A 23,416-nucleotide genomic window follows, 5' to 3' on the forward strand; every position below is an offset into this window, starting at 1 on the left:
CACCACGGGACCGGTAGCATGGCGACGTACGCGGCCGTGGCGAAATTGGCAGCACGCGCGGGCCTTAGGAGCCCGTGGGCGAAAGCCCGTGTGGGTTCGAGTCCCACCGGCCGCACACGCAGAGGGGCCGCCCTGCAAGGCGGCCCCTCTCCGCATCTCAGCCCAGCAGCTCCCGCACCACCGGTACCAGTGCGCGGAACGCCTTCCCCCTGTGGCTGATCGCGTTCTTTTCCTCGGCCGACAGTTCGGCGCACGTACGGGACTCGCCCTCGGGCTGGAGGATCGGGTCGTAGCCGAAGCCGTTCGTGCCGGCGGGGGTGTGGCGGAGGGTGCCGAGCAGTTGGCCCTCGACGACGCGTTCCGTGCCGTCCGGAAGGGCCAGGGCCGCCGCGCAGGCGAAGTGGGCGCCCCGGTGCGGGGCGTCGATGTCGGAGAGCTGGGCGAGGAGCAGGTCCAGGTTGGCCCGGTCGTCGCCGTGGCGGCCGGCCCAGCGGGCGGAGAAGATGCCGGGGGCGCCGTTGAGGACGTCGACGCACAGGCCCGAGTCGTCGGCGACGGCGGGCAGGCCGGTGGCCTGGGCGAGGGCGTGGGCCTTCAGCAGGGCGTTCTCGGCGAAGGTGACGCCGGTTTCCTTGACGTCGGGGATGTCGGGGTAGGCGTCCGCGCCGACGAGGTCATGGGTGAGCCCTGCGTCGGCGAGGATCGCCTTCAACTCGGTGAGCTTTCCGGCGTTGCGGGTGGCGAGGATCAGGCGGGTCATGGTCGCCAGTATCTCCGAGTCCGGTCCCGGGCGGGTTCCTGACGGCCCGGCAGCCCAGCGTCCGGGCCAGTTCCTGACGGCCCCGCAGCCCGCCTCCGGGCCGGTTTCGTACCCTGCCCGCACCCCGGCCCGCGTCCGCTACGGCGTGCACACCTTCGTCAGTTCGCCCGCCGCGGCCGTGACGGGCGTGATGTCGGGGGTGGTGTCGCCGTTCTTGACGGCCGTGCGGACGTTGGCGACGGCCTTGTTCAGCTCGTCGACCGCCTTGTTGATGTCGGCGTTGTCGGTCTTGTCGCCGATCTTGTCGAGGTTGTTCTCGATGGCGTTGAGGGACGCGTCGGTCTGCGTCGGGTCGTTCGCCGCGTTCTCGACGGCCTGCTGGAGGTCGGTGACGCTGTCGGCTATCGAGTCGGCGGTCTGCACGCAGTCGAGCGCCTTGCTGACGGCGTCGCAGCCGACCACCGCCGGCAGGACGACGAGTGCGGCGACGACGGCGAATGCGGTGGTACGGCGGCGATTGCGGTGGCGCGCGGCCATGGAACGGTCCCTCCCCGTGGACTTGGTGTGGTGCGGCCGCACCGACCGCATCGCACCGGTCCGCTGTGCGGTCGGCCCGATCCGCCCGAAGGGGCCGGCGGGCGCACGGCTGGACCGTACGCCCGTACCCATAAGAACGCCAAGGGTTAACCGGCGGTTGCCTCTGAGGCCGATTCGAGTGCCGCGCGCTGGATGGCGGCGAGTTCGTCGCAGCCCGCGACGGCGAGGTCCAGCAGGGCGTTGAGTTCCTTGCGGTCGAACGGCTCGGCCTCGGCGGTGCCCTGGATCTCGACGAAGCGGCCGTCGCCGGTGCACACGACGTTCATGTCGGTGTCGGCCTTGACGTCCTCCTCGTAGCGGAGGTCGAGGAGGGGGACGCCGCCGACGATGCCGACGGAGACGGCGGAGACGGTGCCGGTGAGCGGCTTGCGGCCGGGCTTGATGAGCTTCTTGCCCTGGGCCCAGGTGACGGCGTCGGCGAGGGCGACGTACGCGCCGGTGATGGCCGCGGTGCGGGTGCCGCCGTCGGCCTGGAGGACGTCGCAGTCGAGGACGATGGTGTTCTCGCCGAGCGCCTTGTAGTCGATGACGGCGCGCAGCGAGCGGCCGATGAGGCGGCTGATCTCGTGGGTGCGGCCGCCGATCTTGCCGCGGACGGATTCGCGGTCGCCGCGGGTGTTGGTGGCGCGGGGGAGCATGGAGTATTCGGCGGTGACCCAGCCCTCGCCGCTGCCCTTGCGCCAGCGGGGGACGCCTTCGGTGACGGAGGCCGTGCAGAAGACCTTGGTGTCGCCGAAGGATACGAGGACGGAGCCCTCGGCATGCTTGCTCCAGCCACGCTGGATGGTGATGGGGCGCAGCTGTTCGGGGGTGCGGCCGTCGATTCGAGACATGGCGTCGAGCCTATCCGCACAGGCGTGAGGGGCTGCCCGCCGGTGGCGGAATCAGCCCCTCACGGGTGAGCCGGTGCGGCTCCTGAAGCGGTGTGGGGCCCGCTCGGGGGCCGGGGTGGCTTCAGTGGGTCCTGTCGGTCACATCATGTCTTCGATCTCGCCGGCGATGGGGTCCGCGTCGGTTCCGATGACGACCTGGATGGCGGTGCCCATCTTGACGACGCCGTGGGCGCCTGCGGCCTTCAGGGCGGCCTCGTCGACGAGTGAGGCGTCATGGACCTCGGTGCGCAGGCGGGTGATGCAGCCTTCGACCTCTTCGATGTTGTCGATGCCGCCGAGCCCGGCGACGATCTTCTCAGCCTTGGTGGCCATGTCCTACTCCCTGATCAGAACCGCTTTGTCGCAGTAACCCACAGTTGGCCCATCTTCGCGAGCGGTCATGCCGTGGGTGCCGAAGGATGGCGATCACGACAGGGCGGCTCGTCGCCGACTGGTCTACACCAGTCGGCGGGCAGTCGCCAAACCGGCCCGCCCGGAGGACGCCCATGAGTGCCGTAAGCGATGTGTCTCCAGCGCGTGCCCGGTGGCACAAGGCGTTCCAGGGGCTGCAGAAGATGGGCCGCAGCCTGCAGTTGCCGATCGCCGTGCTGCCGGCCGCGGGCATTTTGAACCGGCTCGGGCAGCCGGATGTGTTCGGTGCGGACGGGCTCGGCTGGGACAACCTGTCGAAGGTGATCGGTGCGGCGGGTGGCGCGCTGCTGGACGGCAACCTCGGGCTGCCGATGCTGTTCTGTGTCGGCGTGGCCATCGGCATGGCGAAGAAGGCGGACGGCTCGACGGCCTTGGCGGCGGTCGTGGGTTTCCTCGTGTACTACAACGTGCTGCGCGCGTTCCCGGAGACCTGCCCGGGCGGGAGCATCCAGATCAAGCTGGGCTGCCAGCTGGAGGACAGCTCGGTCGTCGAGTTCACGTACCAGAACCCCGGGGTGTTCGGCGGTATCGCCATCGGGCTGATGTCGGCGTACTTCTGGGCGCGCTACCACCGGACGAAGCTGGTGGACTGGCTCGGCTTCTTCAACGGGCGCCGTCTGGTGCCGATCATCATGGCGTTCGTGGCCATGGGGTTCGCCTCGCTGTGCCTGTGGGTGTGGCCGCCGATCGGTGACGGGCTGGAGAACTTCAGCGACTGGCTGGTCGGGCTGGGGGCGTGGGGTTCGGGTGTGTTCGGTCTGGCGAACCGGGCTCTGCTGGTGATCGGTCTGCACCAGTTCCTGAACGTGCCCATCTGGTTCCAGTTCGGCAGTTTCACCAAGCCCGACGGCCAGGTCGTGCACGGTGACATCAACATGTTCCTGGCGGGCGACCCGGACGCGGGGCAGTTCCTCACGGGCTTCTTCCCGATCATGATGTTCGCGCTGCCGGCGGCCGCGCTCGCGATGACGCACACCGCGAAGCCGCATCGGCGCAAGGAGATCGGCGGTCTGATGCTGTCGGTGGCGCTGACGTCGTTCGTCACGGGCATCACCGAGCCGATCGAGTACTCGTTCATGTTCATCGCGCCGCTGCTCTACGTGACGCACGCCGTGCTCACCGGCGTTTCCATGGCGGTGACATGGGGGCTCGGTGTGCACGACGGCTTCAGTTTCTCCGCGGGTCTGATCGACTACGTCATCAACTGGAACCTGGCGACGAAGCCGTGGCTGATCATTCCGATCGGGCTGTGCTTCGGCGCGGTGTACTACGCGATCTTCCGGTTCGTGATCACGAAGTTCGATCTGAAGACTCCGGGGCGGGAGCCGGAGGAGGACGTCGAGGACACGACGAAGGCCTAGCTCCCCGCCGGGCCGCAAGCCCTGTGCATCGAAAGGCCCCTGGACCAGCCGGTCCGGGGGCCTTCGCCATGAACGGAATCGTCTCTTCCTGTTATGGCCCAGGCCACAAAATTCGTGGGTTCCTTATCTGGCCTTCACCGTGCTAGAAACAGGTCTACACCACTGGTGGTGTAGACCACATGGTCGCTGCCGACCCCTGTCACACCCTTTCCCGTCCCCCGGCAGCGCCCGGCGCATGGAGGAACTATGAGCACCGCCACCGTCTCGGCGGCACCCGCGAAGAAGCGGGGATCCGGCCTGTTCCAGGGCCTGCAGAAGGTCGGCCGCAGCCTGCAGCTGCCGATCGCCGTGCTTCCGGCGGCGGGCATCCTGCTGCGACTGGGAGTACCGGACATCGCACAGAAGCTGCACCTGCCCGACAAGGTCACGGAGGTGTTCGCCACCGCGGGCGGTGCGATCTTCGACAACCTGCCGATGCTGTTCTGTATCGGTGTGGCGATCGGCTTCGCCAAGAAGGCGGACGGCTCCACCGCGCTCGCGGCCCTGGTCGGCTTCCTCGTCTACAGCAACGTCCTCAAGGCGTTCCCCGTCACCGAGGCGAAGGTCCAGGCGGGCGCGGACATAGCGGCGACCTACAACAACCCCGGTGTCCTCGGCGGCATCATCATGGGCCTGCTGTCCGCCGTGCTGTGGCAGCGCTACCACCGCAAGAAGCTGGTGGACTGGCTCGGCTTCTTCAACGGCCGCCGCCTGGTGCCGATCATCATGGCCTTCGTCGGCACCGCCATGGGCGTCTTCTTCGGCCTGGTGTGGGAGCCGATCGGTGACGGCATCGCCAACTTCGGCGAGTGGATCACCGGTCTCGGCACGGTCGGCGCCGGCCTGTTCGGTCTCATCAACCGCGCGCTCATCCCGGTCGGCATGCACCAGTTCGTGAACGCCGTGTCCTGGTTCCAGATCGGCGACTTCAAGGACTCCGCGGGCGTGGTCGTCCACGGTGACCTCAACCGGTTCTTCGCCGGTGACCCGAGCGCCGGAATGTTCATGTCGGGCTTCTTCCCCATCATGATGTTCGGCCTGCCGGCCGCCGCGATCGCCATCGCGCACTCCGCCCGCCCCGAGCGCCGCAAGGCCGTGATGGGCATGATGATCTCGCTGGCGCTGACCTCGTTCGTGACGGGTGTGACCGAGCCGATCGAGTTCTCGTTCATGTTCATCGCCCCGCTCCTGTACGTGATCCACGCGGTGCTGACCGCCCTGGCCCTGGCGGTCACCTGGGCGCTCGGCGTCCACGCGGGCTTCACGTTCTCCGCGGGCTTCATCGACTACGCGCTCAACTGGAACCTGGCCACCAAGCCCTGGATGATCATCCCGATCGGTCTGGTCTTCGCGGCGGTCTACTACGTGGTCTTCCGCTTCGCGATCACCAAGTTCAACCTCCCCACCCCGGGCCGTGAGCCCGAGGAGGAGGTCGAGGACCTCACGAAGGCGTGAGTCGTCCTTCCTTACGGCCGAAGGCCCCCGGAACCGCCTGGTTCCGGGGGCCTTCGTGCACGCTGAAGCCGTCAGATCTCGTACGTCGCCCCCGGTACCGCCAGATCCACCGGGCCCTGGTACGCCGAGCGGGCGTCCGTCAGGTTGGTGTCGGCGTCCGTCCACGGGGGGATGTGGGTGAGGACGAGGCGGCGGACGCCCGCGCGGGCGGCGGTCTCGCCGGCCTCCAGACCGTTGAGGTGGAGGCCGGGGATGTTCTCCTTGCCGTGGGTGAACGCGGCCTCGCACAGGAACAGGTCCGTGTCGCGCGCGAGTTCGTCCAGGGCCTCGGTCACCCCCGTGTCACCGGAGTACGTCAACGAGCGTCCGCCGTGCTCCACCCGGATGCCGTACGCCTCCACCGGGTGCGCCACCCGTTCGGTGTGCACGGTGAAGGGGCCGACCTCGAACGTGGACGGCTTGACCGTGTGGAAGTCGAAGACCTCGCTCATGGACGAGGCGCTGGGGGTGTCGGCGTAGGCCGTGGTGAGCCGGTGCTCGGTGCCTTCGGGGCCGTAGACCGGGAGCGGGTCGCAGCGGCCGCCGTCGTGCCGGTAGTAGCGCGCGACGAAGTAGGCGCACATGTCGATGCAGTGGTCGGCGTGCAGATGGCTCAGGAAGATCGCGTCGAGGTCGTAGAGACCGCAATGGCGCTGCAGCTCGCCCAGGGCACCGTTGCCCATGTCGAGAAGCAGCCGGAAGCCGTCGGCCTCTAGGAGGTAGCTCGAGCAGGCCGATTCCGCGGACGGGAACGACCCCGAGCAGCCGACGACGGTGAGCTTCATAGAGCAGAAACCTCCGCTGGCGGGTAACAGCTGGAAACGGGGAGGACGGGGGTCGTGCGGTCCGTCGAGCGTAAGGCGCAAAAGGACGGGTCGCTCCTCCGCCAGGGGCCGTTGTGGGCGAACTCACCTGTGCTGTCACCGGTTCGGATGGACCTGAGGAGTGGTGTTTGGATCAGTTCGGACAGCCTGTCGGACACCGGGGTCGTCCCAGGGCGGGCGCGGTCACGCGCGCGCCGGTACCTTCTTTGCTGTGGACACGTCCTGGTGGCTCGCGTTGGCGGCGGTGGTGCTGCTCGCGCTGGTCGTGACGCTGGTGGACGGCTGGGGGCGCCGCGGGCGCCGGCCGGCCGGGCGGACGCGTCCGCCGGGCCGGGGCGGGCCGCGCCGGGGCGGACCGCGGCGCGAGGGGCAGGCGCCGCGGGCGGCTGAGATCTGGTGGGCGAACGTCCCCTACGAGGACGGGCCGGGGGCCAAGGACCGGCCGTGTCTGGTGCTGGTGGTGCGCGGGAAGCGGGTGACCGTCGCGAAGATCACCAGCAAGTACCACGACGAGCGGCCCGGGGTGATCCCGCTGCCCCCGGGGACCGTGGGTGACACTCAGGGGCGGCCGAGCTTCCTGGAGACGGACGAATTGCGCGAGGTGCCGGTGGGCGACTTCCGGCGCCGGGTCGGTGTGGTGGATCCGGTGCTGTGGGACCAGGTCCGTTACCTGGCCCGCTGAGCCGCTCTCCCGCCCGGGTGGAGAACGCGAGAACGCGGAAGGGCGCGGGGACCGTCGATCGGTCCCCGCGCCCTTCGTCGCGGCTGGTGCGGCCGGTACGGCGGGTGCCGTGTCCGGGCTAGGGCCTGTCTGACAATTCGCGTCGTCGCCCGAAGGGCGGCCCGGCGGCGTCATGGGGGTCCCCCCTGCTCGAGCGAAGCCGAGAGCTCGGGGGAGCGTGCTCTCGGCGTGCCGGCCCCAGACCTGCGTACTGGACGTACTCGGGTCTGGGGCCGGTGCGGCGAGAGGGCGTGCATGGCGTCGCCGGGCAGACGGGAATTGTCAGACAGGCCCTACGCCCAGAGCTGGCCCTGGAGTGTCTCGATGGCCTCTTCCGTCGTGGCCGCCGTGTAGACGCCGGTGGACAGGTACTTCCAGCCGCCGTCCGCGACCACGAAGGCGATGTCGGCCGGCTCTCCGGCCTTGACGGCCTTGTTGCCGACGCCGATCGCTGCGTGCAGCGCGGCTCCGGTGGAGACGCCCGCGAAGATGCCCTCCTGCTGGAGGAGTTCCCGGGTGCGGGTGACCGCGTCCGCGGAGCCCACGGAGAAGCGGGTGGTGAGGACGGAGGCGTCGTACAGCTCCGGTACGAAGCCCTCGTCCAGGTTCCTGAGCCCGTAGACCAGGTCGTCGTAGCGCGGCTCCGCGGCGACGATCTTGACGTCCGGCTTGTGTTCGCGCAGGAAGCGGCCGACGCCCATGAGGGTGCCGGTGGTGCCGAGTCCCGCCACGAAGTGGGTGATGGACGGGAGGTCGGCGAGGATCTCGGGGCCCGTCGTGGCGTAGTGGGCGCCGGCGTTGTCCGGGTTGCCGTACTGGTAGAGCATCACCCAGTCCGGGTGCTGCGCGGAGAGTTCCTTGGCGAGGCGGACGGCGGTGTTGGAGCCGCCGGCGGCCGGGCTGGGGATGATCTCGGCGCCCCACATGCCGAGCAGGTCACGGCGTTCCTGTGAGGTGTTCTCGGGCATCACGCAGACCATGCGGTAGCCCTTGAGCTTGGCCGCCATCGCCAGGGAGATGCCGGTGTTGCCGCTGGTCGGCTCCAGGATCGTGCAGCCCGGCGTCAGACGGCCGTCCTTCTCCGCCTGCTCGATCATGTGGAGGGCCGGCCGGTCCTTGACGGAGCCGGTCGGGTTGCGGTCCTCCAGCTTCGCCCAGATACGGACGTCCGCGGACGGCGACAGCCGCGGCAGGCGCACCAGAGGGGTGTTGCCCACCGCGGCGAGCGGGGAGTCGTAGCGCATGGGTGGCCAGGGTCCGATCAGACCATGCCGCCGGCGACGGCCGGCAGGATGGTGATGCTGTCGCCGTCGGTCAGCTTGGTGTTGATGCCGTCGAGGAAGCGGACGTCCTCGTCGTTGAGGTAGACGTTGACGAAGCGGCGCAGTTCGCCGCCGTCCACGATCCGGGCCCGGATGCCCGCGTGACGGGTGTCGAGGTCGGTGAACAGCTCGGCAAGGGTCGCCCCGCCGCCCTCGACGGCCTTCTTGCCGTCGGTGTAGGTGCGGAGGATGGTGGGGATGCGGACCTCGATGGCCATGGTTGCGGGCTCCTGTCGGAAGGAAAGTCAGGTCGGACGACGCGCGGCAGCGCGGGCAGGGCAGGGGGTGCGCCGGTTGCGGAGCCGCGGCTCTCCGGCCGTGCGCGGCGGCGGGTCAGCGCGTACAGATGGCGCTCTGCAGCCTGCACAGGTCGACGTGCAGCCGCGCGACGAGCAGCATGCCCGGCGTCTTGTCGCTCACGTCGTTCAGAACCATGGGCTCATCGTATCGATTCCCGGTACCGGCCCCGGAGTGTGATCTCGCATTCCGGACGCTTTTTGGTCGATGGGTGAGATCAGTAGCTCTCCACGACCTTGACCTCCTCCTCCGTGACCTCACCCTCCACGATCCGGTACGAGCGGAACTGGAAGGGACCGGCGTCGTCGGTGTCCGCCGTGGAGACCAGGACGTAGTGCGCGCCGGGCTCGTTCGCGTACGCGAGGTCGGTGCGGGAGGGGTAGGCCTCGGTCGCGGTGTGCGAGTGGTAGATGACGACGGGCTCCTCGTCGCGGTCGTCCATCTCGCGGTAGAGCTTGAGCAGATCGCCGGAGTCGAACTCGTAGAACGTGGGCGAGCGCGCGGCGTTGAGCATCGGGATGAAGCGCTCGGGGCGGCCGGTGCCCGCGGGTCCCGCGACGACGCCGCACGCCTCGTCGGGGTGGTCCTGGCGTGCGTGGGCGACGATCTGGTCGAACAGGGCCTCGGTGATGGTCAGCATGCTGGTCAGGATAGACAGAAGGGCCGTCCCGTACCGAGGCGTGGTACGGGACGGCCCGAATGCCGGACGTCCTGAGCGGTGGCCCGGGGGCCGGACATCCGTGGCGTGGTCAGCCGACCTTCTCGAGTTCCGGCTCGCGGCGTTCGGCGGCCTGGGGGTTGCGCGCCTTGAGGATCGCCCAGCCGGCGGCCAGTACGGCGGCCCAGACGGCCATCACGTACAGGCAGATGCGGGAGTCCGCGTCGTAGGCGATCAGGCCGGTGACGAAGAGCAGGAACGCGACCGCGACGTAGCTGCACTTCGCGCCGCCGGGGGCGGGGAAGGACGAGGCCGGGAGCCGGCCGGCGTCGACCGCGCGGCGGTAGAGGATGTGGCTGACCAGGATCATCAGCCAGGTCCAGATGCCGGCCGCGGTGGCCACCGAGGTGACGTAGCCGAAGGCCTTCTCGGGGACGACGTAGTTGAGGATCACGCCGATGCCCATGAAGAGCACGGAGATGGTGATGCCGAGTGCGGGCGTCTTGGTGGAGGACAGCTTGCTGAAGACCTTCGGGGCCTCACCGCTGTCGGCGAGGTTCCGCAGCATGCGGCCCGTGGAGTACATGCCCGAGTTGCAGGAGGACAGGGCGGCGGTGAGGACCACGAAGTTGACGATGCCCGCGCCGGCAGGGATGCCGATCTTCGCGAAGGCCTCGACGAAGGGGCTCACCTTGGGCGCGAACTCCGTCCACTTCACGACGCAGAGGATGACGGTGAGGGCGCCGACGTAGAAGAGGGCGATGCGCCACGGGAGGGTGTTGATGGCCTTCGGGAGGGTCTTCTCGGGGTCCTCGGACTCACCCGCGGTGACGCCGACGAGCTCGACGGCGAGGTAGGCGAACATGACGCCCTGGAGGGTCATCAGGGACGAGCCGATGCCGTTGGGGAAGAAGCCGTCGAACTGCCAGAGGTTGCTGACGGAGGCGGTGTCACCGGCGGAGCTGAAGCCGAAGGTCAGAACGCCGATACCGATGATGATCATGCCGAGCAGAGCGGTGACCTTGACCATCGAGAACCAGAACTCGATCTCGCCGAAGAGCTTCACCGAGATCAGGTTCGCCACGAACAGGACGACCAGGAAGACCAGCGCGGTCACCCATTGGTGAACCGCCGGGAACCAGTAGTGGACGTAGATCGCGGCGGCCGTGAGCTCGGCCATGCCGGTGACCACCCACATCAGCCAGTACGTCCAGCCGGTGAAGAAGCCGAAGAACGGGCCGAGGAACTCGCGGGAGTACTCCGCGAAGGAGCCCGAGACCGGGCGGTAGAGCAGGAGCTCGCCGAGCGCCCGCATGATGAAGAAGATGATCACGCCCGCGAGGGCGTACATCATGATCAGGCTGGGTCCGGCCTTGGCGATGTTCGCCCCGGCTCCCAGGAAGAGGCCGACGCCGATGGCGCCGCCGATCGCGATCATCTGGACCTGGCGGCTGCCGAGCCCGCGCTCGTACCCCTCTTCGGGGGCGTCGCCGCCCACGGCCTCACTGCCGTCGTACTGCTTGTCGACCTGCGATGAGGTCATGTCTGGTGCGCCTTTCTCCATACCGGAACGAGCCAGTCCCTCGGCTTCGAATCGGCTTCCGATCCCCCCGGACAGGTGGAGCTTGTGCCTGGCCGGCGGTCCGCCGGCTCGGTGGCGCACCCGGCGGGACATGGGTGGTGTCCTGCCGGGCGGTCGTGAAGATTTATCACGGTGGCGGCGTCGATCGGTTGCGGCGCGTGTAGCGCAGACCACAGGAAGAACCGGACAAAACGATGAACCGCGCCCCAAAGGGCGCGGTTACGGTGACATGATCGTTATCCGGATTTGAGCGTCCTCTGAGCGAACACACAGGCCCGTGTGCTCGGCGACAGGTCGCGACGGATCAGGGCATAAGGGTGGCGACGAGGGTCTCCTGCAGGCCGCCCAGCCAGAGGTACGCCATCACCATCGGCTTGCGCGGGTCCTCGTCGGGGAGGCGGTAGAGGAGGTCGGTGTCCTCCTCGTCGACGACGTCGAGCCGCGAACCGATGGCCAGACGCAGGTCGTTCAGGGCGCGCAGCCACTGCTCGGACTGTGCCGTGGTCAGCTCCAGGACCGCTCCGCCGTCGCCTCCGGGCGTCAGCGCGTCCAGCGAGCGGACCACCGCGAGGGCGTTCTCGCGCTTGCCGGCGCGCAGGTCGTTCTCGGTGAAACGGCGGAACTCGGCGGAGTGGGCGTGCTGCTCCTCGGCCTGCTCGGGCGTGTCGGCCTGGACGCCGGGGCCGCTGTAGGCGTCGGGGAACAGGCGCTTGAGCACCGGGTCGCTCGGCGGCTCGCTGGGGCCCTCGGCGAACAGCTCGGCGAGCGGGTCGGCGGAGGCGTTCTCCGCGGGGCCCGGACCGATGAGCTCCAGGAGCTGGACGGCGAGGGAGCGGATGATGGAGATCTCGACCTCGTCGAGCGCGACGGCCGCGCCGCCGCCGGGGAGCGGTTCGAAGTGTCCGGGCATGGAGTGAGTTCGCTACTTCCGGTCCTGCGGGCGGTCGGTTGACAGGGGGCCGGCTACTTCCGGTCCTGCTGAAGGGTGGCCCACAGACCGTAGCCGTGCATGGCCTGCACGTCGCGCTCCATCTCCTCGCGCGTGCCGCTGGAGACGACGGCCCGGCCCTTGTGATGGACGTCCATCATCAGCTTGGTGGCCTTGTCCTTCGAGTAGCCGAAGTACGTCTGGAAGACATACGTCACATAGCTCATGAGGTTGACCGGGTCGTTGTGGACGATCGTGACCCAGGGGACGTCCGGCTCAGGTACGGCGAAGACCTCCTCCGCCGACTCGGTCTTCTCGATCTCTAGAGGTGCGGGAGCCGTCACATCGCCCATGCTCCCACCAGAGGGGGTCACCCGCATAAACGGCCCCCGGAACAGGTGCTCGGGCACTCCGGGAATCGCCGGGCCGATAGAAATCGTCAAACTGACGAAATGGGGGTACGATCGCCGCCATGAACACAGCGGACCTTGGGCTGCCGGTGGAAGTTCCCTCTACGGCGCTCTTCACCGACCAGTACGAGCTGACGATGCTGCAGGCCGCGCTCGCGGCCGGGACCGCCGAGCGGCGCTCGGTCTTCGAGGTCTTCACCCGGCGGCTGCCCGAAGGACGGCGCTACGGAGTCGTCGCGGGCACCGGACGCGTCCTCGACGCCGTCGAGAACTTCCGGTTCGGCCCGGACGTCCTCGGCTTTCTGCGCGAGCGCGGGATCGTGGACGAGCCGACCGTCGAGTGGCTCGCCTCCTACCGCTTCGGCGGGGACATCTGGGGCTACCCCGAGGGCGAGGCGTACTTTCCGGGCTCGCCCCTCCTGCGGGTCGAGGGCAGCTTCGCCGAGTGCGTGCTCCTGGAGACGGTGATCCTCTCGATCCTCAACCACGACTCCGCCATCGCGGCGGCCGCCTCCCGCATGTCCTCCGCCGCGGGCAGCCGGCCGCTGATCGAGATGGGCGCCCGGCGCACCCACGAGCTGGCCGCGGTGGCCGCCTCGCGGGCCGCGTACATCGGCGGGTTCACCAGCACCTCCGACCTGGCCGCCGGTTTCCGCTACGGCATCCCGACCGTGGGCACCTCCGCGCACGCCTTCACCCTCCTGCACGACCACGAGCGGGACGCCTTCCGGGCCCAGGTGGACTCGCTGGGCCGCGGCACCACGCTGCTCGTGGACACCTACGACGTCGCCGAAGCGGTCCGCACGGCCGTCGAGGTCGCCGGGCCCGGACTCGGCGCGGTGCGCATCGACTCCGGAGACCTGCTGCTCGTCGCCCACCGGGTGCGCCGGCAGCTCGACGAGCTGGGCGCGACCGAGACGAAGATCGTCGTGACCTCCGACCTCGACGAGTACGCCATCGCCTCGCTCGCGGCGGCCCCCGTGGACGCGTACGGCGTCGGCACCCAGCTCGTGACGGGATCCGGCCATCCGACGTGCTCGATGGTCTACAAACTGGTCGCCCGCGCCGAGTCGGCCGACCCGAAGGCACCGCTGGAGCCGGTGGCCAAGAGGTCCACGGGCGGCAAGACGTCCATCGGCGGCCGCAAGTGGGCCGCGCGGCGGCTGGACGGGCAGGGGGCCGCGGAGGCCGAGGTGATCGGCGTCGGGCCGGTGCCCGCCGAGCTGGCCGACCGACAGCTCCTGGTCCAGCTGGTCAAGGGCGGACAGGTCCTGGCCCGCGAACCGCTCGACGTCGTACGCGACCGGCACGCGGCGGCCCGCGCCCGGCTGCCGCTGTCGGCGACCCAGCTGTCGCGCGGCGAGCCGGTGATCCCCACCGAATACCTCTGAGACACCCGGGACGGATGGTGCGGGTGTTGCCGGGGTGGCACCGCGCATGAACCCTCGGTGAGCGGGAATGCAACGGCAGCGGGCCTTCGCGGGCCCGCGAAGCCGAATACCCCCTCCCGCACGACCCCGGAATTCTCTAGGCTCGGAAGTTCAACGGCCGGGCCCGCACCCTTGTCTGCCGCCCCCCATAGCCGAAGGACACAGCCCATGCGCCGCGCCTTGATCGTCGTAGACGTGCAGAACGACTTCTGCGAGGGAGGCAGCCTCGCCGTGGCCGGGGGCGCCGATGTGGCCGCCGCGGTCACGGAGCTGATCGGGCAGGCCCCCGCCGGCTACCGGCACGTGGTCGCCACCCGCGACCTGCACATCGCTCCGGGCGGCCACTTCGCCGACAACCCCGACTACGTGCACTCCTGGCCCGCGCACTGTGTGGCCGGCACCGAGGGGGTGGGCTTCCACCCGAACTTCGCCCCGGCCGTCGCCTCCGGCGCGATCGACGCGGTCTTCGACAAGGGCGCCTACGCGGCGGCGTACAGCGGCTTCGAGGGCGCCGACGAGAACGGGCTGGCCCTGGGCGACTGGCTGCGCGCCCGCGGGATCGGCGAGGTGGACGTGGTCGGCATCGCGACCGACCACTGTGTGAAGGCGACCGCCCTGGACGCGGCGCGGCAGGGCTTCCGCACGACCGTCCTGCTGGACCTGACGGCCGGGGTGGCGGAGGAGACGACAGAGCGGGCGCTGGAGGAGCTGCGCGCCGCCGGGGTCGAGCTCACCGGCAAGCCCGTGGTCTAGGACCTGTCCGGCCGCCGCACCCGCACGCCCGCCACACCCGCCGCATCCACCACGTCCACTGCACCCGCCACATCCGCTGCACCCGCTGCACCCGCTGCACCCGCTGCACCCGCCGAACGTGGCACGTCCGCCGCACTCGTCATGTCCGCCGCACCCGCCACAACGAGTCACGGCGATGCGCAACGCGTCACACCGAGTCACGGCGATGCGGCACCACGTCACACCGAGTCGCGACGCGTCACACCGAGTCGCACCGGGCGCCACCGGGTCACGCGTCGGCCCGTTCCGCCCGCCTCCGCGCGGTCACGGCTGTGGTGCCGGGCGTCTGAGCAGCGTCCTGACCGGGTGCCACAGCTCCTGGCTGAGCTCGGTGCAGCCGGTCTCGGGGGCCATGCGCCATATGAGCCCGTCGGGGTGGTGCAGGACCGCGGTGATCTCGTCGGGGGTCGGCGGGGCCTCGTTGCCCCGCAGGTAGACGGCGCGCATGCCCAGGTTGCGCAGCCGTGTCAGAGCGCGGGCCCGGTTCGGGGCGACGACCAGGAAGCGCACGCAGCCGCCCGCCCCACCCGCCGGACTGGGCAGGTTCAGCGCCACGACGACGCTGCCGTTGGGCAGTCTGCAGAAACCTCCTGCGGCCATTCGGTCATACCCCCGTGCGCGTCGGTTTCGATGTCGGTGTCAATAAGCCAGGCACAGGACGCACCTAAACACGATCGGCGGCAACCCGCCAGGGGTTGCCGCCGATACGCTTCTGACCTGCGGAAATACTGTTACTTCACCGCGGGGCCGACCTTGAGGGAGATCGTCGAGCCATCCTTGGCCTGCTTGACGATCTCGATCTTGGTGTTGGTGTCAGTGATCTTGACACCGCCGGTCGGGTTCCGGTTGTCGTAGTAGTCGCTGGTGTGGTCGTTGAAGACCGACACCCCCTTCGACGACGGGATCTTCGTGGCGACGTCCGCGCTGTGCAGCGTGAGACCACCCGTGCGGTTCAGGCTGAACGGCGAGTCGTAGGCCTGGATGCGGTTGCGCATCAGCGTGCCGTTGTCCCACCACAGAGCCTTGGGGTGCGAGTCGACCGGAAGCGCGAGGCCGACGCCCGGGTGCTGGCTGGTGTTGTTGTCAGCCTGCGAGGTGTCCCACTTCCAGATCAACAGGCCGGTCTGGTACGGGTAGTGCTCCACCCAGTCCGGACGGGTCGTCGAGAAGCCGAAGTTGTACGGGCCGACCTTGAGGGTCTTGTCGTACGAGACGTACTGGCGGTTCTCCGCGAGGTAGTACTGCGCGTAGTCCTTGGTGAACGAGGCGCCGATGCGGGAGAAGCCTGCGGCGGTCCAAGCGGCGTCGGCCGACTCGGCGTTGTCCGAGAAGAGCGCGGTGCCGTCGGCGGTGACGCTGATCTCGTCGGCCGCGAAGCCCTTCAGTGCCACGCCGCCGTCGCTCTGGTAGCGGAAGCGGACGTCGATCTTCTTGCCCGCGTAGGCGTCGAGCGGGTACGCCAGCTTCGCGTACGCGTCGATGGTGCCGGTGAGGGCGGGCTTGTCGCTGCCGTCACGCGGGATGGCGGCGCCGTCCACCGTGCCGTCGAGAGCGGTCCAGTTGGCGCCGCCGTCGGTCGAGACCTCGGTGTAGAGGTAGTCGTAGTTCGCCTCGATGTCGTACCAGCCGTCGAGGGTCAGCTTCGCCGACGACTTGCCCGTGAGGTCCACGGACCGGGTCAGCGTGTTCTTCAGGTTGTCACCACTGCCGCTCCACCACTGGGACGAGCCCTGCGCCGGGTTGACGACCGTGGTCGTGACCGCCTTCTCCGGCAGGGAGACGACGAGCGCCTGCTTGTCGAAGGTGTTGTACTCGGCGACGCCCAGCTTGTGCGTGGACTGCTTGCCGGCCTTGGCGGTGTCGTAGTTCAGCCAGCCGAGCTGGAGCTTGTCCCAGGCGTTGAAGTCGCCGGGCAGGTCACCGATGGACTGCTTGCCGGTGCCGAGCCAGGAGCCCGAGGACATCAGGGTCCAGAAGCCGGTGGAGTTGTCGCCGCCGGCGGTGTCGTAGTGGTCCGGCAGACCGAGGTCGTGGCCGTACTCGTGGGCGAAGACGCCGAGTCCGCCGTTCTCCGGCTGGATGGTGTAGTCGCCGACCCAGATGCCGGTGTCGCCGATCTGGGCGCCGCCGAGCTTGTTGTCGCCCGGACCCGTGGCGCCCGCGTCGGTGCCGAACGCGTACCAGCGGTGCGCCCAGATGGCGTCCTTGCCCTGAACACCGCCGCCCGCGGACTCGTCCTCACCGGCGTGCACGATCTGGAAGTGGTCGATGTAGCCGTCGGGCTCGTTGAAGTTGCCGTCGCCGTCGAAGTCGTAGCGGTCCCACTGGTCGAACTGGGTCAGGTCCGCCTTGATGGCCGCGTCGGTCCGGCCGGCCGCCTTCTGCTGGGCGACCCAGGCGGTGACGCCGTCCTTGACGACGTTCCACACGCTCGGGCAGTTCGTGCTTCCGCAGGCGTTGTTGCCGTAACGGGCCTCGTTGTAGGGCACCTTGACCCAGTCGGCGACCTCGCCGTCGACCGAGTAGCGGCCCGAGGACTGCGTCTCGTAGAACTTCTTCATCGACTCGACGTTCTTGCCGGTGCCGAAGTAGAGGTCCTGGAAGTGCTTCTGGTTGTAATCCGCCTGCCAGGCCGTGCTGTTGTCCTTCTTGCGGTCCGGCGCGGCGATCGTGTTGTGCGCGGGACCGGCGGTGCCGCCGAACTTGGGGTCCGTCTGGTCGCCGAACTCGACAAGAATCGTGAAGATCTTGTCGGTCTTCTCGCGGCCGAGCTCGACGTACTTGCTGTCGCCCTTCTTGGACTTCAGCTGGACGACCTGCGAGCCGTTGCGCTTCTGTACCTTGGCGTCGCCGGATATCACCTGGTTCAGCGCCTCCTGGCGCTGGGCGTTCTGGGTCTTGCTCAGCGGGCCGTCGAGGTCGTGATCGACCGTGTTCCTGACCGGCTGCGGGTCGTGGCGGTCCACGACCGGTGAAGCGGCGGCCGAGTCGGCCTGCGCCACGGCGTACGTCGAGAACGTGGCGGTGGCCGCCGCGAGGGCGACGCCCACCGCTGCTGCTCTGAACGTCCATGGTCTGTTGGTCACTTGATGTCCTCCCCCGCGCACGTTCACGCGGAGGGGGTTCCGGGTCATGGAGGTCCGCGAGCGTCTGCGCGATTCAAGTGACGACATTTGACCGGAGTTACGAAAGAAAAAACAGATCTTGACTTGAACCTGGCAAGTGCATTATGCGGAGCCCCCGTTCGGTATCCGGACGGCTCCGAAACCTGCCAACCGGCGCGCTTTCAGGCCTACTTGATGGGCCCGGTGACTCCGTGCGCCCCCTGTGCACCGGCACCGTGGGTAAGGTCACGCTTACCGGACGTTCCACTCGGGCATGCAGGCGAATAGAGTCGATTGGCGAAGCGTCGGAAGCCGGCGGACAGCCACGTCGACACCGTTGTCTCACCCCCGACATCTATCCGCACCCTCCCCCATCGCGAGAGGCACCGGGGGGAGAACCCCCATCCGAGGACACGATTGCCATGCCTCGTCCGACCGCCGCACAGCTCGCCTACGGTTCCTGCACCGTGATCTTCTCCACTCTCGCCATGCTGCTGCTGTCACAGACGAGTTCGAGTCTGGGGATCGTGCTGATCACCCTCTCGGCGCTCGCTCTCGGACTGCTGGTGGCCATGACCGTCCCGATGCCGAAGCCCTCGCCGTCCGCGACAGCGGCCGTCGTGCGCGAGCGGGTTCCGGCGCGGCGCGAGACCGCGTCCGTGCCCGTGTCCTTGTCGGCGTCCGTGTCGGCGTCCTCGGCGCCCGAGCCGGTGCGCGAACCCGCGGGGCCCTGAAGCCGCGTACACGAGCCCGCGCTCCCCGGTTCCCCGGCGGGCCGCCGGCACCCCGGACGCTCCGGCCTCGTACCGGAACGGCGGGCCCGTGAACCACGGACCCGCCGTTCCGGTGTGCGCACTCGCCGCCCGACCCGTCGTCCGGCCACCGTCCCGTACCGCGGTGCCGTCCACCGGCCGTCAGCCGGTGTCGACCACCACCGTCTTGGCCGCCTTGTCGTGCAGGCCCTGCTTGTAGGGCTTGTCGAAGAAGCTCCAGCCGCCCGCGATCGCCGTCCAGATGCAGGCGCAGCAGAACGCGAACGGAATCCACAGCACCAGGGCGCGGACCAGGGACGTCTGCACGGAGGGTGTCGAGCCGTTGTCGAGGTTGGCGACCCGGTGGTTGAACAGCCGCTTGCCGAGGGTCTGGCCCGTCTTGCTGATCATCACGGTGTCGTACGACACGTAGAGCACCGCGGCCACCACGGACTGCCCGAGCGACTTGCCGTACTCGATCTTGTTCGAGTCCATGTTGTACTCGGTGACCCCGAACGCCCAGGACACCAGCCACACCACGACGCCCACCAGGATCATGTCCAGGATCCTGGCCAGCACCCGCTTGCCGCTGTCCGCGAGCGGCGGCATGCCGGCGAGCGGGTCGCCGCCGTAGGGGCCGCCACCGCCGTACGGGTCTCCGGCTCCCGGGGGCGGTCCGCCGCCCTCGCCGTAGGGGCCGCCGCCGAACGGGGGCGGCTCGCTGCCGTAGGGCGGGGTCCGATCGCCGGACGGAGGCGGCGGGTCGTACGGGGAACCCGTTCCCTCACCGGGCGGGGGCTGCTTTCTGAACGGGTCGTCGTCCGGTGGCCCGCCGGGGGCCGGGGGCGGCGGTTCGCTGCTCATGGCCCGAGTCGACCGCGAACCCCCCGGCTCCGCATCCGGCGAAGGGCCGTCCGGGGGACGGGACTAGCGGGCCGGCCCCGCAACGAAGGTGTGCGCCGCCTTGTCGTGCCAGCCCTGGCTCCAGGGCTTGTCGAACAGGCACCACACGACACCCGCGAGACCGACGACCAGCAGGCACGGCACGCTGAGGACGAGCCAGCGGACCAGGGCCCGTCCGAAGGCCGGCGGTTCGTGACCCTCGATGTCGCGCACCTCGATGCCGCACAGCTTCTTGCCGAGGGTGCGGCCCCATCTGACGGTGGGCAGGACCTCGTAGAGGACGCCGAAGACGAGCAGTACGGCGAGGACGGCGCCGAGGCAGGACGCGGTCGTGCCGTCGAGGAGCCAGACGGTGACCTTCTCGCCCGACTGCTTGGCCGCGTCGATCTTCTCCTCGATGTGGTCGGCCGCCCTGGTGCCCAGCGGCACGGCGGCCGCCGCGGTGACACCGGCGATGACGATCGTGTCCATCAGCCGGGCGGCCAGCCTTCTGCCGAGCCCGGCCGGGCGGGCCGACGCCTGCCGGCGCGCGGCCGCCTGGAACACATCGTCGACCGGCGGCTTCCACGGCGGGACGCGCTGTCCGTCCTCGGCCGGGTCACCCGCGAGCTGGTGCACCTGCTGGGCCCAGGAGGGCTGACCGCCACCGGCCCCGGAGGCCCCGGGGGTGGTGCCACCGGGCTGTTGGGGGACGGCGGGGGCGGGAGCCGGTGCCGGGGCGGGTGCCGGGGCGGGTGCGGGTGCGGCCTCCGCCTCCGATGCCTGCGCGGCGGCGGCCGGCCAGGCTCCGAAGCCGTCTCCGGCCGGCGCGGAGGGGCCAGGTGCGGCCGTCGGGCGGCCGGTCGCGGCGGGTGCGGTCGACGGGCCGGACGCGGTGGACACGCCCGGCGCGTCCGCCGAACCCGTGCCCCCGCCCTGCCGCTCCGTACGCGGGGAGGGCGCACGGAACGCCGTGTCACCCGCGGCGGGCACAGGGGCCGATGTTCCCGGAGTGGCCGTGAGGTGTCCGGCGCCGGACGGCGCCGTACCCGGGGCGGCCCCTGTCCCCGGCCCGATCCGGCCGTCGGCTCCGCCCGGACTCGCCTCGCCCGTACGGCTCGTGGCGCCCGCGCCTTCCGCGCCGTCCTGCCCCGCGGACGGCACAGGACCGGTGGGACGGCGGAAGACCACGGAACCCGCGGCCGGGAGCCGGGAGGCGGCGCCGGAGTCGGAGTCGGAGGCGGGCGGAATCGTCGTCGTGCCGTCCGTGCGCGCCGAGGCCCCGTCGGGCCGGCTCACCGCGTCGGCGGGTCCCGCGGCACGCGGGTCGGAGCCCTTGGCCGCGCCCCAGGACACCCGGCGGTCCTGGTCGCCGCCGAAGCCGGACTGCCGGGAGCGGTCGGCGCCCCACGAGGCGGCGGGTTCGGGCCGGCTGCCGTGCTGGGACTCGGCGGGGGCGGATTGCTGGGGCTCGGCGGGGGCGGGGTGGTGGGGCTGCGGGTCCTCGTCGAAGAAGTGCGGACCCGTCTCCTCCGCTGCTGCGGGGGTGCCCGTCCGCCCGCGGGAGGACGTGGACTCGGGGGAGGACGCGGGAGCGGGCACATGCGCGGAACGCACGGCGGCCGGCGGGGGGAGCGCCTCGCCTCCCGACGGCGCCGGGCGGCTCGTGCCCGGCACCCAGGCGGCGCCGTTCCAGTACCGGACGTATCCGGGGATGGAGGGGTCCGGGTAATAGCCTTCGCGGGGCTTGTCGTCACCGGGGGCCGGGGTTGGGGCGCTCATGTCCGTCGTCCCGTATCTGCTCGGGGGTCGTGTGGGAGGTCCACATCTACCAGACCGGCGCACGCCTCACGGCCCGTCCCGCCGTACCCACTCCTTTCGGGCAAGGTTCCTTCCCCGTCTTGCGGCCGGACGTCCGAGGCTGTTCGCCGTGTGCCCGAAGGGGGCCGAAGCGGGCCCGAAAGAATTCTCCGAACCCGCGTAATGGTCGCGGCGCGAGGCGCTCTCCACTCGTACGGGCCCTTCCGCAGGAGCCCGTACGACGAAAGGAAGCGCATCGACATGCACACCGTGGTGGAACGCGAGCTGGAGCTTCATCTCGTCCTGTCGCCCGAACACAGCATCCCGGTCCCGGCGCGTCTGAGGTACCGCGCCGACGACCCGTACGCCGTCCGCATCACCTTCCACGTCGGCTCCGATCATCCCGTCAACTGGACATTCGCCCGTGAGCTGCTCGTCGAGGGGGTGTTCCGGCCCTGCGGTCACGGCGACGTACGGGTGTGGCCGACGAAGGTCGGCGGCCGCAGCGTCGTCCTGATGGCGCTGAGCTCGCCGGACGGCGACGCGCTGCTCGAAGCGCCCGCCGCGCAGATCACCGCCTGGCTGGAGCGCACCCTCAGGGCGGTCCCTCCGGGCACCGAGACCGGGCAGCTCGGCATCGACGCCGGTCTGGCCGAGCTGCTCACGCCGTCCCCGGGGCTGCCGGCCCCGCCCGACCGGACGGGAACGCCGTCCCCCGACGATCTGTGGCTGCGCGATCCGTGGCCCTCGGACGAGTCGGCGGACGGTGAGCGGTCCTGACGGGCCGACGGCGGACCGGTCCCGGATCCCGGATCTCGGATCTCGGATCTCGGATCTCGGAACAGCTTGTCCGGGCCGTCTCAGAGTCTCAGAACAGTTTGTCCGGGTTCAGGAGGCCCAGCGGGTCGAACGCCGCCTTGATCGCCCGCTGCATCTCCACACCCACCGGGCCGATCTCGCGGGCCAGCCACTCCTTCTTCAGCACGCCCACGCCGTGCTCACCGGTGATCGTGCCGCCGAGTTCCAGGCCGAGGGCCATGATCTCGTCGAAGGACTCGCGGGCGCGCCGGGACTCGTCGGGATCGGTCGCGTCGAAGCAGACGGTGGGGTGCGTGTTGCCGTCGCCCGCGTGCGCGCAGACGCCGATGGTCAGGGCGTACTTCTCGGCGACGCGTTCGATGCCGTCGAGCATGTCGCCGAGCCGGGAGCGCGGCACGCACACGTCGTCGATCATCGTGGTGCCCTTGACCGCTTCGAGCGCGGTGAGCGACAACCGCCGCGCCTGGAGCAGGAGTTCGGATTCGGCCGCGTCCTCGGCGGGGACCACCTGGGTCGCGCCGGCGGCCTCGCAGAGGGCGCCCACCAGGGCGAGGTCGGCCGCCGGGTCGTGGGTGTCGAAGGCGGCGAGCAGCAGCGCCTCGGTGGTCTCCGGGAGGCCCATGTGCGCGAGGTCGTTGACGGCCTTGACGGTCGTACGGTCCATCAGTTCGAGCAGGGACGGGACATGCCCGCCCTCCATGATCTTGCAGACGGCGTCGCAGGCGGCCCGCGCCGACCCGAACTCGGCCGCGAGGACGAGCTGTTGGGGTGGCTGCGGCTTCAGCGCGAGCACGGCGCGTACGACGATGCCGAGCGATCCCTCGGAGCCCACGAACAGGCGGGTGAGGTCGTAGCCGGCGACGCCCTTGGCGGTTCTGCGCCCGGTGGACATCAGCCGCCCGTCGGCGAGGACGACGTCCAGGCCGAGGACGTACTCGGCCGTCACCCCGTACTTCACACAGCACAGGCCGCCGGAGGCCGTGCCGATGTTGCCGCCGATGGTGCACATCTCCCAGCTGGAGGGGTCCGGCGGGTAGTACAGGCCGACTTCGCCCACGGCGCGGGAGAGCGTGGCGTTGACGACACCGGGCTCGACGACGGCGATGCGGTCGACGGGGTTGATCTCCAGGATGCGGTCCATCCTCACCAAGGACAGCACCACACAGCCGTCGGTGGCGTTGGCCGCTCCGGACAGGCCGGTGCGGGCGCCCTGCGGGACGACGGGGACGCGCAGTTCGGTCGCGACGCGCATGACGTGCTGGACCTGCCCGACCGTGCGCGGCAGGACGACCACGGCGGGTGTGCCCGCCTCGCAGAAGCTCGCCATGTCGTTGGCGTAGGAGGCCGTGACGTCCGGGTCGGTGAGGACGGCCTCGGCCGGCAGACCGCTCAGCAGACGGTCGAGGAGGCTGCCGGTCCCTGCCGTGTCCTCATCGCGCGGGGCTTCGATACGGCTCATGATCACAGGGTCGCACCCGGGGCCATCGGTGTGAACCCCATTCGCGCGAGGCTTCGTGTGCCGGGGCGCGGTCTTCGTATT

24 protein-coding genes and 1 tRNA gene are annotated in these 23,416 nt (G+C 70.0%); 8 read left to right on the forward strand and 17 right to left on the reverse strand.

Annotated features, from left to right (window positions below; translation table 11 throughout):
• The first annotated feature begins 30 nt into the window (after positions 1-30).
• Positions 31-115, forward strand: a tRNA-Leu gene (locus OG485_RS17820).
• Between the two features lie 42 nt (positions 116-157).
• On the opposite strand, the gene rdgB is transcribed toward OG485_RS17820, so the two are convergent.
• The 4 genes from rdgB to OG485_RS17840 all read right to left on the reverse strand — a co-directional run bounded on the left by rdgB (position 158) and on the right by OG485_RS17840 (position 2,562).
• Entirely contained in the window at positions 158-760 is a 603-nt protein-coding gene (gene rdgB / locus OG485_RS17825) for an RdgB/HAM1 family non-canonical purine NTP pyrophosphatase (protein WP_328669343.1), read from the reverse strand.
• 138 nt (positions 761-898) lie between these two features.
• Positions 899-1,297 carry a hypothetical protein gene (locus OG485_RS17830; protein WP_328669344.1) on the reverse strand — a complete coding sequence of 133 codons (399 nt, stop codon included), beginning with the start codon at positions 1,295-1,297 and terminating at the stop codon, positions 899-901.
• A gap of 146 nt (positions 1,298-1,443) precedes the next feature.
• Complete coding sequence (gene rph / locus OG485_RS17835) at positions 1,444-2,190, reverse strand: ribonuclease PH (RefSeq protein WP_328669345.1); 747 nt, start codon at positions 2,188-2,190, stop codon at positions 1,444-1,446.
• A 138-nt stretch (positions 2,191-2,328) separates the two neighbouring features.
• A complete protein-coding gene (locus OG485_RS17840) occupies positions 2,329-2,562 on the reverse strand; it encodes a glucose PTS transporter subunit EIIB (protein WP_069920430.1) in 234 nt (77 codons plus the stop codon).
• 173 nt (positions 2,563-2,735) lie between these two features.
• Here OG485_RS17840 and OG485_RS17845 point away from each other — a divergent pair, with 173 nt between their 5' ends.
• Together OG485_RS17845 and OG485_RS17850 are read left to right on the forward strand one after the other, a co-directional pair.
• Positions 2,736-4,022 (forward strand): PTS transporter subunit EIIC, encoded by a 1,287-nt coding sequence (locus OG485_RS17845; RefSeq protein ID WP_328674526.1) that lies wholly within the window; start codon positions 2,736-2,738, stop codon positions 4,020-4,022.
• 246 nt (positions 4,023-4,268) lie between these two features.
• Entirely contained in the window at positions 4,269-5,516 is a 1,248-nt protein-coding gene (locus OG485_RS17850) for a PTS transporter subunit EIIC (protein WP_328669346.1), read from the forward strand.
• Between the two features lie 71 nt (positions 5,517-5,587).
• Here OG485_RS17850 and OG485_RS17855 read toward each other — a convergent pair whose 3' ends face one another.
• Complete coding sequence (locus tag OG485_RS17855; RefSeq protein ID WP_328669347.1) at positions 5,588-6,340, reverse strand: MBL fold metallo-hydrolase; 753 nt, start codon at positions 6,338-6,340, stop codon at positions 5,588-5,590.
• Between the two features lie 250 nt (positions 6,341-6,590).
• Between OG485_RS17855 and OG485_RS17860 the strand changes: the two genes are divergently transcribed.
• On the forward strand, positions 6,591-7,061 hold the full coding sequence (locus tag OG485_RS17860) for a type II toxin-antitoxin system PemK/MazF family toxin (RefSeq protein WP_326787506.1): 471 nt from the start codon (positions 6,591-6,593) through the stop codon (positions 7,059-7,061).
• 332 nt (positions 7,062-7,393) lie between these two features.
• On the opposite strand, the gene OG485_RS17865 is transcribed toward OG485_RS17860, so the two are convergent.
• The 7 genes from OG485_RS17865 to clpS form a co-directional block, all read right to left on the reverse strand.
• Entirely contained in the window at positions 7,394-8,344 is a 951-nt protein-coding gene (locus OG485_RS17865; RefSeq protein ID WP_328669348.1) for a PLP-dependent cysteine synthase family protein, read from the reverse strand.
• 17 nt (positions 8,345-8,361) lie between these two features.
• Positions 8,362-8,640: a MoaD/ThiS family protein gene (locus OG485_RS17870; protein WP_328669349.1), complete on the reverse strand. Its 279-nt coding sequence runs from the start codon at positions 8,638-8,640 to the stop codon at positions 8,362-8,364.
• Between the two features lie 115 nt (positions 8,641-8,755).
• Positions 8,756-8,857, reverse strand: a complete 102-nt coding sequence (locus OG485_RS17875; protein ID WP_326787503.1) for a putative leader peptide — start codon at positions 8,855-8,857, stop codon at positions 8,756-8,758.
• A gap of 79 nt (positions 8,858-8,936) precedes the next feature.
• Positions 8,937-9,359: a M67 family metallopeptidase gene (locus OG485_RS17880; RefSeq protein WP_328555299.1), complete on the reverse strand. Its 423-nt coding sequence runs from the start codon at positions 9,357-9,359 to the stop codon at positions 8,937-8,939.
• A 109-nt stretch (positions 9,360-9,468) separates the two neighbouring features.
• Positions 9,469-10,920, reverse strand: a complete 1,452-nt coding sequence (locus OG485_RS17885; protein WP_328669350.1) for an amino acid permease — start codon at positions 10,918-10,920, stop codon at positions 9,469-9,471.
• A 343-nt stretch (positions 10,921-11,263) separates the two neighbouring features.
• Positions 11,264-11,869: a DUF2017 domain-containing protein gene (locus OG485_RS17890; RefSeq protein ID WP_328669351.1), complete on the reverse strand. Its 606-nt coding sequence runs from the start codon at positions 11,867-11,869 to the stop codon at positions 11,264-11,266.
• Positions 11,870-11,922: 53 nt separating this feature from the next.
• Positions 11,923-12,240, reverse strand: coding sequence for an ATP-dependent Clp protease adapter ClpS (clpS, locus tag OG485_RS17895; RefSeq protein WP_037619207.1), 318 nt, complete (start codon positions 12,238-12,240; stop codon positions 11,923-11,925).
• A 119-nt stretch (positions 12,241-12,359) separates the two neighbouring features.
• Here clpS and OG485_RS17900 point away from each other — a divergent pair, with 119 nt between their 5' ends.
• Positions 12,360-13,688: a nicotinate phosphoribosyltransferase gene (locus OG485_RS17900; RefSeq protein WP_328669352.1), complete on the forward strand. Its 1,329-nt coding sequence runs from the start codon at positions 12,360-12,362 to the stop codon at positions 13,686-13,688.
• Positions 13,689-13,895: 207 nt separating this feature from the next.
• Positions 13,896-14,480 (forward strand): isochorismatase family protein, encoded by a 585-nt coding sequence (locus tag OG485_RS17905; protein ID WP_328669353.1) that lies wholly within the window; start codon positions 13,896-13,898, stop codon positions 14,478-14,480.
• A 303-nt stretch (positions 14,481-14,783) separates the two neighbouring features.
• Here the strand turns inward: OG485_RS17905 and OG485_RS17910 are convergent, their stop codons facing one another.
• On the reverse strand, positions 14,784-15,119 hold the full coding sequence (locus OG485_RS17910; RefSeq protein WP_328451988.1) for a hypothetical protein: 336 nt from the start codon (positions 15,117-15,119) through the stop codon (positions 14,784-14,786).
• A 131-nt stretch (positions 15,120-15,250) separates the two neighbouring features.
• A complete protein-coding gene (locus OG485_RS17915) occupies positions 15,251-17,605 on the reverse strand; it encodes an immune inhibitor A domain-containing protein (RefSeq protein ID WP_328669354.1) in 2,355 nt (784 codons plus the stop codon).
• A gap of 440 nt (positions 17,606-18,045) precedes the next feature.
• On the opposite strand from OG485_RS17915, the gene OG485_RS17920 reads away from it, so the two are divergent.
• The gene (locus tag OG485_RS17920) at positions 18,046-18,357 is read left to right on the forward strand and encodes a hypothetical protein (RefSeq protein WP_328669355.1); all 312 of its coding nucleotides are present in this window, start codon (positions 18,046-18,048) and stop codon (positions 18,355-18,357) included.
• Between the two features lie 180 nt (positions 18,358-18,537).
• Here the strand turns inward: OG485_RS17920 and OG485_RS17925 are convergent, their stop codons facing one another.
• Together OG485_RS17925 and OG485_RS17930 are read right to left on the reverse strand one after the other, a co-directional pair.
• On the reverse strand, positions 18,538-19,239 hold the full coding sequence (locus tag OG485_RS17925; RefSeq protein WP_328669356.1) for an RDD family protein: 702 nt from the start codon (positions 19,237-19,239) through the stop codon (positions 18,538-18,540).
• A gap of 63 nt (positions 19,240-19,302) precedes the next feature.
• Positions 19,303-21,039 carry an RDD family protein gene (locus OG485_RS17930; RefSeq protein WP_328669357.1) on the reverse strand — a complete coding sequence of 579 codons (1,737 nt, stop codon included), beginning with the start codon at positions 21,037-21,039 and terminating at the stop codon, positions 19,303-19,305.
• A gap of 279 nt (positions 21,040-21,318) precedes the next feature.
• Between OG485_RS17930 and OG485_RS17935 the strand changes: the two genes are divergently transcribed.
• Positions 21,319-21,837 carry an SsgA family sporulation/cell division regulator gene (locus OG485_RS17935; protein ID WP_328669358.1) on the forward strand — a complete coding sequence of 173 codons (519 nt, stop codon included), beginning with the start codon at positions 21,319-21,321 and terminating at the stop codon, positions 21,835-21,837.
• A gap of 88 nt (positions 21,838-21,925) precedes the next feature.
• Here the strand turns inward: OG485_RS17935 and OG485_RS17940 are convergent, their stop codons facing one another.
• Positions 21,926-23,341 (reverse strand): FAD-binding oxidoreductase, encoded by a 1,416-nt coding sequence (locus OG485_RS17940; protein ID WP_328669359.1) that lies wholly within the window; start codon positions 23,339-23,341, stop codon positions 21,926-21,928.
• Positions 23,342-23,416 lie beyond the last annotated feature (75 nt).

The sequence above is a fragment of the Streptomyces sp. NBC_00328 genome (genome assembly GCF_036139655.1).
In the GTDB taxonomy this organism is placed as follows: domain Bacteria; phylum Actinomycetota; class Actinomycetes; order Streptomycetales; family Streptomycetaceae; genus Streptomyces.